The following is a 15,750-nucleotide window of genomic DNA, read 5'->3' on the forward strand; positions in this document are numbered from 1 at the left end:
GGCGGCGTCTGCTGTTCCTCGCTCATGCCGCCTCCTCCGCGGATTGCTGGGACTCGACGATCTCGACGTACGTCGGACAGGTCTCGAGCAACTCGTCATGCGTACCGTTGCCGACGATCGCGCCGTCCTCGATGACGAGGATCTGGTCGGCGTCGATGATCGTGGACACCCGCTGCGCGACGACCACCACGCAGGCGTCCGCTGTGATCGGCCGCAGCGCCGCCCGCAGCCGGGCGTCGGTGGACAGGTCGAGCGCCGAGAACGAGTCGTCGAACAGGTAGATCTCAGGCTTGCGGACCAGCGCCCGCGCGATCGCGAGCCGCTGCCGCTGGCCGCCGGACACGTTCGTGCCGCCCTGCGCGATCGGCGCGTTCAGCCCCTCGGCCATCGCCTCGACGAAGTCCTTGCCCTGGGCAATCTCCAGGGCCTCCCAGAGCTCCTCGTCGGTCGCGTCCGGGTTGCCGTAGCGCAGGTTGCTGGCGACCGTCCCGGAGAACAGGTACGGCCGTTGCGGCACCAGCCCGATGCGCTCCCAGAGCGCCTCCGGCTCGATGTCGCGTACGTCGATGCCGTCCACGAGCACCCGTCCGCCGGTCGCGTCGAACAGGCGCGGCACCAGTGACAGCAGCGTGGTCTTGCCCGCGCCGGTGCTGCCGATGATCGCGGTCGTCCGGCCCGGCGACGCGACGAAGCTGATGTTCCGCAGGACCGGCTCGGCGGCACCCGGGTACTGGAAGGAGGCGTTCTCGAAGACCAGCTGCCCGCGCCCGGTGAAGGTGCTGATCGGGGTGGCCGGCGGCTTGACCGAGGAATCGGTGTCGAGCACCTCGGTGATCCGGTCCGCGCAGACCGAGGCCCGCGGCACCATGATCATCACGAACACGCCCATCATCACCGAGAACAGGATCTGGATCAGGTAGCTCAGGAACGCGGTCAGCGCGCCGACCTGCATCGTCCCGTCCTCCACCCGGGAGGCGCCGAACCACAGCACGGCGATGCTCGACATGTTCAGGATCAGCATCACCACCGGGAAGACCAGCGCCATCAAGCGGCCGGCCCGGATGGCCGTGTCGGTCAGGTTCGCGTTCGCCTCGCCGAAGCGCTCGACCTCGTGCGGCTCCCGGACGAAGGCCCGGACCACCCGGATGCCGGTGATCTGCTCGCGCAGCACCCGGTTCACCCCGTCGATGTTCTTCTGCATCTTCCGGAACTGCGGGACCATCCGGCTGGCGATGAACCCGACCGATGCCGCCAGCAACGGTACGGCGACCGCCACCAGCCAGGACAGCCCGACGTCCTGGCGGACCGCCATGAAGATGCCACCGATCATGGTGATCGGCGCCGCGACCAGCATCGTGCAGCCCATCACCACGAGCATCTGGATCTGGGTGACATCGTTCGTGCTGCGGGAGATCAGCGTCGGCGCGCCGAACTGGTTCACCTCGCGGGCGGAGAACTCGCCGACCCGGTGGAAGACCGCGGCACGGACGTCGCGGCCGAACAACGCTGCCGTCTTGGCGCCGAAGTACACCGCGATGATCGTGCAGGTGATCTGCAGCAGGCTGACCGCGAGCATCCAGACGCCGATGCGCATGATGTAGGCGGTGTCACCCTTGGACACGCCGTTGTCGATGATGTCGGCGTTCAGTTTGGGTAGGTAGAGGGAGGCGATCGTCCCGATCAGCTGCAGGACGACCACCAGGGACAGGTTTCCCGCGTACGGGCGCAGGCGCGTACGCAAGATGCGAAGTAACATCAATCTTCCCCAGAGTCGTGATGGCGGGCACCGTCGAGCGCGAACTCGGCGGTGTCCTCGGTGGCCAGTGGCTGACCGGTGTCGTGCTTGCGGACACCGTCGAACGCGAAGTCGACGATCTCCTCGGCGGTCAGCACGTGGCCGCCGGAAATCATTGGGTGGGTCGCCGAGAAGGTGAGCATGCCGATCATCCGGACCACGTCCTCGGGCGAGCACTTCAGTTGGTCCGCGTCCGGCCGGAGCAGCTCGGCGAACGCGGCGTTGGCGAGGTCGGACTGCCGCTTGCGGCGGGCCTCGTCCATCGGCGTGGACTTGAGATCAGGTGGCCGCCGGAGCCGCAGCGCGAACATCAGCTTGAACACGCCCCGCAACCGGTTCTGGCCGACCTCGACGGCGGCGATGGTCCGCTCCCGCAGCGGCAGTGAACGGTCGATCCGTTCGAGCGCCGTGATCAGGTCGCTGGTGTCCATGGCGGCCGCCATGGTGGCGTCGATGAGCGCGTCCTTGCTCCCGAACGCGCGGAAGATCGTGCCCTCCGCGATCCCGGCCGCCTCGGCGATCTGCTTGGTGCTCACCTCGGTCCCGTACTCCTCCAGCAACGGCAGCGTGGCCCGCACGATGGCGGCGCGCCGTTCTTCGGGTGGGAGTGGAGTCGCTCGTGGAGTCACGCTTCGAGGTTAACTGAGTGAGTACTCACTCACAACTATTTACGCTTGTGCGCAGACCGGTTCGCCAGCAGCGTGGAAACGCCGTCCAGGAGCCGTTCGAGACCATACTCGAACGCATGATCGGAGTCGTACGGGGCGTCGAACTCATTCCCGACCGCCGTCCCGACCCGGGACGCCAGCGGGAACTTCTTGCTGTCGCCGATCTGGTCCAGATGCGGTACGTGCGCCAGCCACCACTCCTTGTCCGTGATCCCCGACCGCTGGATCACCTGCCGCGCCTCCACCGCCGTACGCACGGCGCCGTGCACGTAACCGTTGACCAGGGCCACTGTGTCGTCCATCTCGATGTCGGTCAGCCCGATCACCTCGACCGCGGCCAGCTCGTACTCGTACTTGGCCATCACGTTCGGGCCGAGCGGCGGCCGGCTGACGGCGACGTGCAGCATCCACGGGTGACGCAGGTACAGCTCGCGGTTCTCCCGGGCGACCTCGTCGAGCCTGGCTCGCCAATCGCCGTCCACGTCGCGTCGCGGCAGTTCGCCGTACACGTTGTCGAGCATCACGTCGAGGAGCTCGCCCTTACTGGGGAAGTAGCGGTACAGCGTCATCGCGCCGGCCCCGACCTCGTCGGCGACCCGGCGCATCGACAGGGCGGCGAGGCCCTCGGTGTCGGCGACCCGCACCGCGGCCTCGACGATCTGGTCGACCGTCAGGGCCGGCTTGGGTCCGCGCGTCGGCTGCGGACGCCGGCGCCACAGCAGTTCGAGGCTCTTCGCCGGGTCCCCGCTGCCGCTGTACTCCTGCTTCATGTGCGCGATTCTTCCGGATTGGCTAGGGTGGTCCGGTTACGTCGTACAGTGTACGCAGTGAGAAAGCGATTGACCTCAAGGGTTGTCGAGGTTCTAGCGTCGGGTTTTGTCGGTGGTGTCCGGAATCATCGACCTTTCCCGATCGACCGATTCATCGGAGCACAGCCGTGAGCATGGAGATGACCGCGTGGAACTCGCTGTACCACGCGATGCACGCCCAGGACGAGAAACGCCCGTTCTCACGGGCCACACTGAAACGCATCCTCGCCTTCGCGAGGCCACATCGGAAGCAGTTGGTCTGGTTCCTGGTGCTCAGCATCGTCGCGGCCGTCCTCGCGGTCGCCACGCCGGTGCTGGCCGGCAAGGTGGTCGACGCGATCGTGGGCGGCAAGGCCTTCAGCGTCGTACTGCAACTCGCCGTACTGATCGCGGTGATCGCGATCGCCGAGGCGGGGATCAGCATGCTGACCCGATGGCTGTCGGCCGGGATCGGTGAAGGACTGATCCTGGACCTGCGGACGGCCGTGTTCGACCACATCCAGCGGATGCCGATCGCGTTCTTCACCCGGACTCGGACCGGCGCGCTGGTCTCCCGGCTGAACAACGACGTGATCGGCGCCCAGCGGGCGTTCAGCGACACTCTGTCCGGCGTGGTCAGCAACCTGGTGATGCTCGTGCTGACGCTGGTGGTGATGATCGGGGTGTCCTGGCAGATCACTTTGCTCGCGCTGATTCTGCTGCCGGTTTTCGTCGTACCGGCCCGCCGGATCGGCACCAGGCTGGCCGGGCTGCAGCGCGAGGCGGCCGACTACAACGCGACCATGAGCACCCAGATGACCGAGCGGTTCTCGGCGCCGGGCGCGACGCTGGTGAAGCTGTTCGGACGGCCGGCGCGGGAGTCGGCGGAGTTCGCGATCCGGGCTCGGCGGGTGCGCGACATCGGCGTGCGGACCGCGATGGTGCAGTGGATCTTCGTGACTGCGTTGACGCTCGTCTCGGCGCTGGCACTGGCCGTGGTGTACGGGCTGGGCGGCTTCTACGCGTTGCGCGATCAGCTCGACGCGGGTGCGGTGGTGTCGATGGCGCTGCTGTTGACCCGGCTGTACTCGCCGTTGACCGCGCTGGCGAGTGCGCGGCTCGAGGTGATGACGGCCCTGGTCAGCTTCGAGCGGGTCTTCGAGGTGCTGGATCTCGAGCCGCTGATCAAGGACAAGCCGGACGCGCGTCGCGTGCCGGAGGGTCCGGTGTCGGTGGAGTTCTCCGGGGTCGGCTTCGCGTATCCGTCGGCGGACAAGGTCTCGCTGGCGTCGCTCGAGGAGGTCGCGAAGCTCGACACGCGCGGCGGTGTCGACGTGCTGCACGACATGTCGTTCCGCGCCGAGCCGGGGCAGATGGTCGCGCTCGTCGGTTCGTCCGGCGCCGGCAAGTCCACGATCGCGCAACTCATCCCCCGCTTGTACGACGTGGACTCGGGCGCGGTGAAGCTGGGTGGAGTCGATGTCCGTGATGTGTCGGCCGAGTCGCTGCGGGAGACGCTCGGCATGGTCACGCAGGACGGTCACCTCTTCCACGATTCCATCCGGGAGAACCTGCTGCTCGCACGGCCCGAGGCACGCGAGGACGAGCTGTGGGATGCGCTCACGCGGGCGCGGTTGGGTGAGTTGATCCGATCGCTGCCGGATCAGCTGGACACAGTGGTCGGCGAGCGCGGGTACCGCTTGTCCGGTGGTGAGCGGCAGCGGTTGACGATCGCCCGGCTGCTGCTGGCGCAACCGCGGGTCGTCATCCTCGACGAGGCGACCGCGGCGCTGGACTCGACCAACGAGGCGGCCGTCCAGGCCGCGCTCACCGAGGCGCTGGCCGGGCGTACGGCGGTCGTCATCGCACACCGGTTGTCCACGATCCGTGCCGCTGACCAGATCTTGGTGATCGAGGCGGGCCGCATCGTCGAGCAGGGCACGCACGCCAACCTCTTGGCCGCCGGCGGGCGGTACGAGGAGCTCTACCGCACCCAGTTCGACCAGCCCGGGACCGAGGGCGCGTCGGAGGTGGTCACGGTCTAGGCGGCCGTTTCGCGGTCCGAGTGGTGGTGGGGTTCGTCGGCTGGTCTTGATGGGTGAGCAGGAGGGCGTTCGGGTTGGTGGGTACGGGGCAGGAGCTGGCTGGGTGTACGGTGGTGTTCAAGCCGGCGGATCCACCACGGGAGGGGCGGGTCGCGTTCTGGGATCCCGAGGGTGGGTCACTCCCCCTCGGTGTCGGTGAGCAGACCGAGCTCGACCTGATCGTCGATGCGTCGCCGCGGTCCGTGCGCGCGATCGAGCTCCCGGTCGGGCAAGCCGTTCCCATCCTCGGCCGCGCCCGTCAGGCTTCCGCCGCCCATCCGTCGGCGGCCTTCTGGGGCGGCGCCGCCCTGGTCGCCCTCCAACTGGTTGCCCGAGGCAAACTCCTCCCCGGCGTCTCCCCCACCGGCCACGACGCCTGGCGAGTCGGCCCGCTGGACACGGCCGACGTGACGCGAGTCCTCGAACTCGCCGAAGCCATGCCACCCTCAGCGCGATCGCTCCCCCTCTCGACAGATGACTCCTCGGTGCGGCTGCCGGTGGCTGAGGATTTGGTGCGGGGGTTCCTGGATGCGGTGGCGGATGGGATGCCTCGGTCGCCGGCGGCTGCCAAGGCACACCGGACCGGGCTGTTCGCCGGCGCCAAACCTCAGCGAGCCGAACACCTGCGGTCCTGGGCTGACGAGGTGTCGGTCGGCCTCGACACCGGCGTACGGATCTCGTTGCGGATCGAGATGGCCGACTCACTCGCCTTCAGCGCGGTCGTGCAACTGCACAGCTTGAAGGATCCGACCCTCGTACGCGACGCGTACGACGTCTGGGCCGGAGACGTCCCCGGCTTCGGACCACGCGCCCGTATCGACACCACCCTCGCCATCCGCCGGGCGGCCCGCGTGTGGACGCCACTCGGTCGGTTGCTGGATTCCGCCGTACCGGATCGGATGGAGTTGGCGGACGAGGAGGTCGGCGAGTTGCTGGCCGGGTCCGCGCAGCGCTTGTCGTCTGCCGGTGTGGACCTGCACTGGCCTCGCAGTCTCGGGCGAGCGCTCACCGCGCGGGCGGCGATCACGTCGTCGGACGGTCCGCCGAGCAACCTGCCCAAGTTCTTCAGCGGCGGCGCGACCCTGGAGTTCAGCTGGCAGATTGCGCTGGGCAACGCGCCCGATGGTGAACCACTGACCGAAGCGGAGCTGGACCAGCTGGCCGAGGCGACCCGCCCGGTGGTCCGGCTGCGCGACCAGTGGATGCTCATCGACCCGGACCTCGCCCGCAAAGCCCGGGAACGGATCCTCAAACCGGTCACGCCGATCGACGCCCTCGGCGCAGCCCTCACCGGCAGCACGGAGGTCGACGGCCGTCAGATCAGCGTCACCCCGACCGCCTGGCTCGACGACCTGCGCGCTCGCATCGCCGATCCGGAGCGTGCCGACGAGCCGATCGACGCGCCCGCGGGTCTCCAGGCCACCCTGCGCGACTACCAATTGCGCGGACTGCGCTGGCTCGCTCGGATGACGTCCCTCGGCCTCGGCGGCTGCCTCGCCGACGACATGGGCCTCGGCAAGACGATCACGCTCATCTCACTCCACCTCCACCGGCAACTGTCGGAGGACACTGCCGGCCCGACCCTCGTCGTTTGTCCGGCGTCCCTGCTCGGCAACTGGGAGCGTGAGGTCCAGCGGTTCGCACCCGGTACGCCGGTGCGACGCTTCCACGGTTCGTCGCGGTCGCTCGACGATGCGACGGAGGGATTCGTGCTGACGACGTACGGGACGCTGCGGCGGGACGCCGTACGGCTGGCTGAGCATCGGTGGGCGCTCGTCGTCGCGGATGAGGCTCAGCACGTGAAGAATCCCTCGTCCGGCACGGCAAAGGCGCTGCGGACCGTGCCATCGCCGGCGCGCGTGGCACTGACCGGCACCCCGGTGGAGAACAGCCTGTCCGAGTTGTGGGCGATCCTCGACTGGACGACACCGGGGTTGCTCGGGCGGCTGGGCACGTTCCGGACTCAGTGGGCGACGCCGATCGAGGCGGACAAGGACGAAGACGTCGCGCAGCGGCTGGCGAAGCTGGTCCGGCCGTTCCTGCTGCGGCGGCGCAAGTCGGATCCCGGGATCGCGCCGGAGCTGCCACCGAAGACCGAGACGGATCAGCCGGTGTCGCTCACCCGCGAGCAGGTGGTCCTGTACGAGGCGACCGTGCGCGAGCTGATGGCGGCGGTGCAGGCGAGCGATCGGATGGCGCGACGCGGAGCGATCGTGAAGCTGCTGACCGGGCTGAAGCAGATCTGCAACCACCCGGCGCAGTACCTGAAGGAGGGCGAGGAGGCGCGCCTGACGGGCCGCTCCGGCAAGCTCGAGCTCCTCGACGAACTCCTCGAGACCATCGTGGCCGAGGACGGTGCCGTTCTCGTCTTCACGCAGTACGTCGCGATGGCGCGGCTGCTCGAACGACATTTGGCCTCGCGCGGGATCGGGACACAGTTGCTGCATGGTGGGACGCCTGTGCGGCGGCGTGAGGAGATGGTCGAGCGGTTCCAGGCGGGTGCGGCGCCGGTGTTCCTGCTGTCGTTGAAGGCGGCGGGGACCGGGCTGAACCTCACGCGGGCGGATCACGTCGTGCACTACGACCGGTGGTGGAATCCGGCGGTCGAGGATCAGGCGACGGACCGTGCGTACCGGATCGGTCAGACGCGGCCGGTGCAGGTGCACCGGTTGATTGCCGAAGGCACCATCGAGGACCGGATCGCGGCGATGCTCAGCAGCAAGCGCGAGCTCGCCGAGGCGGTCCTGTCCGGCGGCGAAGCGGCCCTCACCGAGCTCTCCGACACCGAGCTAGCCGACCTGGTCGAGCTCCGAGGAGGCCCCCGATGAGCGAAGCGCGCGGGTTTGTGGCTTTTCCGGCGCAGCGGCGGAGCACTCGGGGGCGGTCGTGGTGGGCTCAGGCCTGGGTGCAGGCGCTGGAGGACACCTCGCTGGATGCGGGTCAGCTGCGAAGGGGCCGGATGTACGCCAACTCCGGGCAGGTCGGGGCGATCACGATCAGCGCGGGCCGGATCGCGGCGATGGTCTACTCACCCGACGACACCTACGAGGCGGTCGTACAGGTGGACGAGCTCACCGAAGACGCGTGGAGCCGGTTCCTCGATCAGGTCGCGGCGCGGGCCGGGCACATCGCCGCGTTGCTCGACGGTGAGATGCCGCACGACCTCGTCGAGGCCGCCGCGGACGCCGGCGTACCGCTCCTGCCTGGCATCGGCGACCTCGATCCCAGCTGCACCTGCGACGGCTGGGAGCTGCCCTGCCAGCACGCCGCCGCCCTCTGCTACCAGGTCGCCTGGCTCCTCGACGACGACCCGTTCATCCTGCTCTTGCTCCGCGGCCGCTCCCGCGACGACCTCCTCGACCAACTCCACGCCCGGAGCCAGTCCGCGACGAGCGCCGAAACAGCGGACGCACCGGATGTGCCGGGCGTCTCGCTCGGCGACGTACTCGAGGCTCCGGTCCGCGCCCTGCCCGCGGTGCCTGACCTTCCGGCGAAGGTCACCGTCGACGACCTGGCCGTGAGCGGGATCGAGCCGCCGCACGGATTCACGCCCGCGACTCTCCCGCTGCTCGTCCTCGACGCGTCCCGCCGGGCGCGAGCGGTGCTGAACGCGCTCCTGCACGGCACGCCGGAGCCGCAGCCACTCGACGAATGGGCAGACTCGGTCCGCCTGGCCGCCGACTTCCCTGAGCTGATCACGCAGCTGGCGACGGGTCGGCCCGAAGAGCTTGCCCTCGGCATCCAAGCCTGGCGGTACGGCGGTGCGCCCGGCCTCGACGTACTCGAACACAGCTGGACGCCTGACCCAGCCGACCTCGCCCGGGCCCGGACCGAACTCCTCGCGGCAGACGACGACGTCACGATCAGCACAGCCGGCAACCAACTCACGCTCGGTGACGACCTCCAGCTGCGCCTGGACCGCCGAGGAGGCTGGCACCCGTATCGCCTCGTCGACGGCACCTGGACCCCGACGGCACCAGCCACAACAGACCCGCTCACAGCACTGGCTACCGACTGGTGACACGGCGGCCGGCGACTGGGTGGGGCGCCGCCGACTGGTAAATCCGGTGCGGCGCCGGCGACAGCCCATTAAGGTGACGAGGACTTCGGAGGAGGTGAGTTGATGATTGCGCGAGCAGGTGTCTTGGCATGCCCGATCATCCAACTCACCGTGGAACCTGCCTGACGCAGCTTCCCCTTGCCCGAAAGGGACTCCCGTTGTCCAACACCTGGAACACCCGCGTCGAGACCACAGCCGACGTCGCGACGATCCGTGACATCACCCTGCACGCCTTCGGCCGGCAGTTCGAGGTCGACTACCTCGACGCCCTCCGCGCCGACCCGATCGCGTGGTTTCCCGGGCTGTCGATCGTCGCGACCACCCCGGACGACCGGCCCGTCGCCTACGCGCTCCTCACCCGTTGTCACATCGGCGATGCGCCGGTCCTCTCGCTCGGGCCGGTCGCCGTCCTCCCGGCGTACCAGAAGCAAGGTGCCGGCAGCGCCGCGGTCATCGCCGCTCTCGCCACGGCGCGTGATCGTGGTGAGCAGAGCGTGGTGGTGCTCGGACATGCCGAGTACTACCCGCGCTTCGGGTTCCGGCAGGCGACCGAATTCGGCATCCATCACCCGCAGTACGACGGCCCGAACCTGATGGCGGTCGCCCTCGACGGTGCCGCTGTACCGGCCGGCGATCTCCGGTATCCGTTCACTGCCTGACCAGCCCCCGCGCCGCCGGAGGCCGTGCTGCAGCCTCCGGCGGCCCGGACGGCAGTCGGTGTTGAACGTTCCACCCGAACTACGGCGGACGGTCGTAAAAGGTTCAGTCAAACTCGCCGAATCACTTGCGCATGTGCCTTGTATACATGAAACAGTCGTCGAGACCGCCTACCCAGGAGCACGTGATGACTCGTCGACCCCCGTTCCTACTGAACCGCTCCAGTTGGAGCAAGCGCCGCCATCCGGTGGCCGGAGCCGTCGCGGGGGTGATCGTGCTCGCCCTCGCCGGAACCGCCTGCTCCCCCGTCGAACCGGCCGGCAGTGACAGCAGTGGAGCAAGCCAGTCGGCGACCGGGCAGGACGTGTTCGGCGAGCCGGCCGACGCGGCCCAGGTCAAGCAGGGCGGCACGCTCACGGTCGCGCTCTCCGCCGACCCGGACAAGCTCGACCCGACGCTGTCGCGCAGCCTGTACTCGCGCTACGTCTTCCACACCATGTGCGAGAAGCTGTACGACCTCGGCCCGGACGCGAAGATCGTGCCGCAGCTGGCGACCGCGCTGCCGACCATCTCCGCCGACGGCCTCAGTCTCACCATCCCGCTCAAGAAGGGCGTGAAGTTCGCCGACGGCGGCACGCTCGACTCGAACGCGGTGAAGATCTCGATCAACCGCGGCCTGACGCTGGCCGGCTCCGGCCGCAAGAGCGAGCTCGGCCCGATCAGCTCGGTCGAGACCCCGGACCCGAACACCGTGGTCATCAAGCTGTCGAAGCCGTTCGCCCCGCTCACCGCGGCGCTGGCCGACCGGGCCGGCATGGTGCTCAGCCCGGCCGCCGTCGCCAAGCTCGGCGCGAACTTCTCCACCGCGCCGGTGTGCGTCGGCCCGTTCAAGTTCGCCAGTCGGGTCGCACAGAACTCGATCAAGGTGGTCAAGGATCCGCTGTACTACGACGCCGCCAAGGTGCACCTGGACGCGATCGAGTACCGGATCATCACCGACTCGAGCATCCGCTCGGCCAACCTGAAGTCCGGTGACGCGCAGGTCGCCGACTCGCTGTCGTCCCAGGACGCGCCCGAGCTGCAGAAGGACAGCACCGTGACCGTGCTGCAGTCGCAATCCCTGGGCTACCAGGGCCTGACGATCAATGTCGCGAACGCGAACGGCGTCGGCAATCCGCTCAAGCAGCTGGACACGCCGATCGCGAAGGACCCGCGGGTCCGCCAGGCACTCGACCTGTCGATCGACCGGGCGGCCCTGGTCAAGTCGATCTTCAACGGGCTGAACACGGTCGCCTGCTCGCCCGTTTCACCGAAGAGTGAGTTCACCTCCGACGCCGCGCAGGTCTGCCCGGCGCACGACCCCGCCAAGGCCAAGCAGTTGCTGGCCGACGCCGGCGTGAGTACGCCGTACAAGGTCACGATGATCACCTCGAACAACCCCGACAGCCTGCGACTCGCGCAGGCGCTGCAGGCGATGGTCAAGGACGGTGGGTTCGACCTGGTGATCAAGCCGGTCGAGTACGCCGCTCTGCTCGACCAGCAGGACCGCGGTGACTTCGAGCTCCTGCAACTGGGGTGGTCCGGCCGCGTGGATCCGGACGCGAACATCTACAACTTCGTCGGCACCACCGGCAGCCAGAACGTGGCCGGCTACAGCAGCCCCGACGTGGACAAGTTGCTGACCGACGCCCGCCAGGCCACCGACAAGGCCCAGCGGATCAAGCTGTACGGCGACGTCGTCACCAAGCTCCAGCAGGACGACCCGCTCATCTACATGTACCGGCAGCGCAACCTGACCGGCGTCAGCAAGAAGCTCCTCGGCATCCAGGTGTATCCGGACGGCGTGATCAGAACAGCCTTCGCCGGGTTCGCGAAGTGAGAAGGTATCTCCTCAATCGGCTGTGGCAGTCGATCGTCACCTTGATCCTCGCGACGATCGTCGTGTTCGCCGGCGTGCGCGCGTTGCCGGGTGACCCGGCGCTCGCGCTCGCCGGTGAGGACCGGGATCCGGAGTCGCTGCGCGCGATCCGGGAGCAGTACGGGCTGGATCAGTCATGGCTCGTGCAGTTCTGGCAGTTCGTGAGTCACGCGGTGCGCGGAGATCTCGGTCAGTCGATCCGGACCGGCGAGCCGGTCCGGACGATGATCGTGACCGCGTTGCCGGTGACGATCGAGTTGTCCGTCCTGGCGATCCTCGTGGCGAGTGTCATCGGCGTCGGCGCGGGCGTGGTCGCCGCCGTACGGCGTGGCCGCCCGGCCGAATGGGCCGCCAACGCGCTCGCGCTGCTCGGACTCTCGGTGCCGAACTTCTGGCTCGGACTGATGGCGATCCTCTACCTGTCCGTTGCCCTGGGCCTCTTTCCGGCGTCCGGCTTCGTGCCGTTCTTCAGCGACCCGGTGGCCAACCTGCACCACCTGATCCTGCCCGCCCTCATTCTGGGCACCGGCCTGGCCGCGGTGATCATGCGCCAGACCAGATCCTCGATGCTCGACGCACTGAGCGCCGACTACATCCGTACGGCGGAAGCCAAAGGCCTCCCGCCGCGTGAGGTGATCGGCCGGCACGCGCTGCGCAACAGCCTGATCGTCGTGATCACGATCGTCGGCCTCCAACTCGGCGCTCTGATCTCCGGGGCGGTCGTGACCGAGCGGATCTTCGCGCTCCCCGGCTTCGGCAAACTCACCGTCGACGCCGTCTTCCAGCGCGACTACCCGGTCATCCAAGCCGTCGTCCTCGTCACGGCGACGGCCTACATCGTCATCAATCTGCTCGTCGACCTGCTGTACTCCGTCATCGACCCGCGGATCCGCGTTCGAGGTGATGCCTGATGGCCGTGGCCGAAGCCGTCACCGCCGGCGCAGCACTGCGCAGCAACCGAAGCAAAGTGGTACGCCGGATCCTCCGCAACCCGCTCGCGATCACGGGACTCGTCGTCCTCGGCATCGCCGTCATCCTCGCGGTGTTCGCTCCCTGGCTCGCACCGCACGACCCGACGCAGACGCACCTTGACCAAGCCTTCGCGCCACCGGGAACCGTCGGCCACCTTCTCGGCACCGACGACCTCGGACGTGATGTGCTCACCCGGATCATGTACGGGCTCCGCGCCTCGCTCCACGTCGGACTGCTCGCGGTCGCGACGTCACTCGTCATCGGCGTACCGCTCGGTCTGATGGCCGGCTACTTCCGGGCCATCGACGCACTCATCTCCCGCTTCACCGATCTCGTCCTCGCGTTCCCGTTCCTGATCCTCGCGGTCGGGCTGGCGGCGATCCGCGGCGCGAGTCTCGGCAACGCGGCGATCGCGATCGGTATCGCCCAGATCCCGGGCGTGATCCGGATCGTCCGGTCCGAGACGCTGCGGCTGAAGTCGCTCGACTTCGTCGCCGCGGCGATCGTCGAGGGCGCCGGGGACGCGTGGGTGCTGGGCCGGCACATCCTGCCGAACGCGGCGTCGGTGATCATCGTCCAGGCGACCGTCGCGATCCCGGCGGCGATCCTCGGCGAGGCGGTGCTGTCGTTCCTCGGGCTCGGCATCCAGCCGCCCGCGCCGAGCCTGGGCACGATGCTGTCCGACGCCCAGCAGTTCGCGTCGCGGGCTCCGTGGGCGGCGGTGATGCCCGGCCTCGCGATCATGTTGCTGACGCTGGCCTTCAACATCGTCGGCGACAGTCTCCGCGACGCGCTCGACCCGAAAGCGAGTCGGCGATGAAGGCTGTTCTAGAAGTGAAGGATCTATCGGTCACCTTCCGGACCGAGGACGGCCTGTTGTCGGCCGTCGACCGGGTCAGCCTGGAAGTCGGCGACGGTGAGGTGCTCGCCGTCGTCGGCGAGTCCGGCTGCGGCAAGAGCGTCACGGCGATGAGCCTGGCCGGTCTGCTCCCCCGCACCGCGACCGTCGAGGGTTCGGTCAGGCTGGACGGGACCGAACTGATCGGCGCCGACAAGCGCACCCTCCGGTCGATCCGCGGCCGCGAGGTCGCGTACATCTTCCAGGAGCCGATGACCTCGCTGAACCCGGTCTTCACCGTCGGCACCCAGATCGGCGAAGTCCTCCGCACCCACATCGGCCTCGGCCGCCAGGCCGCCCAGGCCCGCGCGATCGAGCTCCTCAAGCTCGTCGGCATCCCGTCCGCCGAGCGTCGCGTCAGCGACTACCCGCACCAACTCTCCGGCGGTATGCGCCAACGCGTGATGATCGCGATGGCAGTGGCGTGCGACCCCAAGGTCCTGATCGCCGACGAGCCGACCACAGCGCTCGACGTCACGATCCAGGCCGGCATCCTCGACGTACTACGGGGGCTTCGCGAGCGACTCGGTACCAGCATCGTCCTCATCACCCACGACCTCGGAGTAGTCGCGGACCTCGCCGACCGGGTCGCGGTCATGTACGCCGGACGCGTCGTCGAAACCGCCGAGGTCCACCAACTGTTCGCCAACCCACAACACCCCTACACAGCCGGCCTTCTCGGTGCGTCACCAGCAGCCGGCCGCCATGCCGGGACCCATCGACTCAACGAGATCCCCGGTCTCGTCCCGGTTCTGACGGAGCAGCCCGACGCCTGCACCTTCGCCGACCGCTGCCCCAGAGCAGCCGACACCTGTACGACGTCCCAGCCGCAGCTGACCGATGGCCAGCACCGTGTCGCGTGCTGGAACCCGGTCAGAGAACCAGTGGAGGTCTAGTGGACGCCCATGCCCTGGAAGTCGAAGACCTGGTCATGCACTTCGGGCCGGTCCGGGCCGTTGACGGGGTGACTCTGCGGATCCGGCAAGGCTCGGTTGTCGCACTGGTCGGTGAGAGTGGGTCCGGCAAGTCCACGGTCGGCCGATGCATCGTCCGACTGCTCGAACCGAGTGGTGGGACCGTCAGACTCGCGGATGCCGACATCACTCATCTCAACCGCCGTCAGCTCCGGCCGCACCGCCGAGACGTGTCCATCGTGTTCCAGGACCCGGCCGGCTCGCTTGACCCGCGCTTGTCGGTCGGAGACATCGTCGGCGAACCACTCCGGCTCATGCGTCGCAAAGACATCTCCACCAAGGTCGCAGAGTCACTACGCCGGGTCGGACTCCGGCCTGAGGTCGCACAGCGTGCGCCGCATGAGTTGTCTGGCGGCCAGCGTCAGCGAGTCAGCATTGCTCGCGCACTGATCTCAGAGCCACGTCTGCTTGTCGCAGATGAGCCGACCAGCGCACTGGATGTGTCGGTCCAGGCTGCTGTGCTCAATCTGCTCGCGGATCTCCAACGTGACCTGGGCTTCGCCTGCCTGTTCATCACCCACGACCTCTCGGCCGTCGAGTACCTCGCCGATGAGGTCGCGGTGATGTACCTGGGCCAGTTGGTCGAGCAAGGCCCGCGGTCACGCATCTTCGGCGCGCCTGCGCACCCCTACACCCAGGCGCTGCTGTCGGCGGCGCCCGTACCCGATCCTGCCGAGCAGCGGGCGCGCAAGCCCGTGCTGCTCGGTGACGATCTCCCATCCGCCATCGACCCGCCGCCCGGGTGCCGCTTTCACACCAGGTGCCCGGTCGCGATCGACACATGCCGGACAGTCGTACCCGAGCAGCGCGTGATCGGAGAAGGTGGACACCAGGTGGCCTGCCACCTCGTCAACGACGACGGCACCGGACCCGACGTACGCACAGCAAAAGAAGGAGCCACCCGATGACCCTGCATATGCCACGCCTCCGGCGCGG

12 protein-coding genes are annotated in these 15,750 nt (G+C 68.5%); 9 read left to right on the plus strand and 3 right to left on the minus strand.

Annotation, left to right across the window (positions count from 1 at the left end; all coding sequences use genetic code 11):
- Positions 1-22: 22 nt before the first annotated feature.
- Genes AB0E63_RS19505 through AB0E63_RS19515 form a run of 3 tightly spaced genes read right to left on the minus strand, consistent with a single transcriptional unit; the run spans position 23 to position 3,233 of the window.
- Entirely contained in the window at positions 23-1,756 is a 1,734-nt protein-coding gene (locus AB0E63_RS19505) for an ABC transporter ATP-binding protein (protein ID WP_360367657.1), read from the minus strand.
- The gene (locus tag AB0E63_RS19510; protein ID WP_360367660.1) at positions 1,756-2,424 is read right to left on the minus strand and encodes a TetR/AcrR family transcriptional regulator; all 669 of its coding nucleotides are present in this window, start codon (positions 2,422-2,424) and stop codon (positions 1,756-1,758) included. The genes AB0E63_RS19505 and AB0E63_RS19510 overlap by 1 nt, the downstream gene beginning before the upstream one ends.
- 35 nt (positions 2,425-2,459) lie before the next feature.
- Positions 2,460-3,233, minus strand: coding sequence for a TetR/AcrR family transcriptional regulator (locus AB0E63_RS19515; protein WP_360367663.1), 774 nt, complete (start codon positions 3,231-3,233; stop codon positions 2,460-2,462).
- 179 nt (positions 3,234-3,412) lie between these two features.
- Here AB0E63_RS19515 and AB0E63_RS19520 point away from each other — a divergent pair, with 179 nt between their 5' ends.
- The 9 genes from AB0E63_RS19520 to AB0E63_RS19560 all read left to right on the plus strand — a co-directional run bounded on the left by AB0E63_RS19520 (position 3,413) and on the right by AB0E63_RS19560 (position 15,722).
- The gene (locus tag AB0E63_RS19520) at positions 3,413-5,296 is read left to right on the plus strand and encodes an ABC transporter ATP-binding protein (RefSeq protein WP_360367819.1); all 1,884 of its coding nucleotides are present in this window, start codon (positions 3,413-3,415) and stop codon (positions 5,294-5,296) included.
- Between the two features lie 53 nt (positions 5,297-5,349).
- Positions 5,350-8,163 (plus strand): DEAD/DEAH box helicase, encoded by a 2,814-nt coding sequence (locus AB0E63_RS19525; protein WP_360367666.1) that lies wholly within the window; start codon positions 5,350-5,352, stop codon positions 8,161-8,163.
- Positions 8,160-9,356, plus strand: a complete 1,197-nt coding sequence (locus AB0E63_RS19530) for an SWIM zinc finger family protein (RefSeq protein ID WP_360367669.1) — start codon at positions 8,160-8,162, stop codon at positions 9,354-9,356. The genes AB0E63_RS19525 and AB0E63_RS19530 overlap by 4 nt, the downstream gene beginning before the upstream one ends.
- A 197-nt stretch (positions 9,357-9,553) precedes the next feature.
- The gene (locus AB0E63_RS19535; RefSeq protein WP_360367672.1) at positions 9,554-10,054 is read left to right on the plus strand and encodes an N-acetyltransferase; all 501 of its coding nucleotides are present in this window, start codon (positions 9,554-9,556) and stop codon (positions 10,052-10,054) included.
- Between the two features lie 185 nt (positions 10,055-10,239).
- On the plus strand, positions 10,240-11,931 hold the full coding sequence (locus AB0E63_RS19540) for an ABC transporter substrate-binding protein (RefSeq protein WP_360367675.1): 1,692 nt from the start codon (positions 10,240-10,242) through the stop codon (positions 11,929-11,931).
- Positions 11,928-12,881, plus strand: a complete 954-nt coding sequence (locus AB0E63_RS19545; protein WP_360367678.1) for an ABC transporter permease — start codon at positions 11,928-11,930, stop codon at positions 12,879-12,881. The genes AB0E63_RS19540 and AB0E63_RS19545 overlap by 4 nt, the downstream gene beginning before the upstream one ends.
- On the plus strand, positions 12,881-13,762 hold the full coding sequence (locus AB0E63_RS19550) for an ABC transporter permease (RefSeq protein ID WP_360367681.1): 882 nt from the start codon (positions 12,881-12,883) through the stop codon (positions 13,760-13,762). Before AB0E63_RS19545 ends, AB0E63_RS19550 begins: the two co-directional genes overlap by 1 nt.
- On the plus strand, positions 13,759-14,736 hold the full coding sequence (locus AB0E63_RS19555; RefSeq protein ID WP_360367684.1) for an ABC transporter ATP-binding protein: 978 nt from the start codon (positions 13,759-13,761) through the stop codon (positions 14,734-14,736). Before AB0E63_RS19550 ends, AB0E63_RS19555 begins: the two co-directional genes overlap by 4 nt.
- The gene (locus tag AB0E63_RS19560) at positions 14,736-15,722 is read left to right on the plus strand and encodes an oligopeptide/dipeptide ABC transporter ATP-binding protein (RefSeq protein WP_360367687.1); all 987 of its coding nucleotides are present in this window, start codon (positions 14,736-14,738) and stop codon (positions 15,720-15,722) included. Before AB0E63_RS19555 ends, AB0E63_RS19560 begins: the two co-directional genes overlap by 1 nt.
- The last annotated feature ends 28 nt before the right edge of the window (positions 15,723-15,750 follow it).

Source organism: Kribbella sp. NPDC026596 (genome assembly GCF_040638415.1).
In the GTDB taxonomy this organism is placed as follows: domain Bacteria; phylum Actinomycetota; class Actinomycetes; order Propionibacteriales; family Kribbellaceae; genus Kribbella.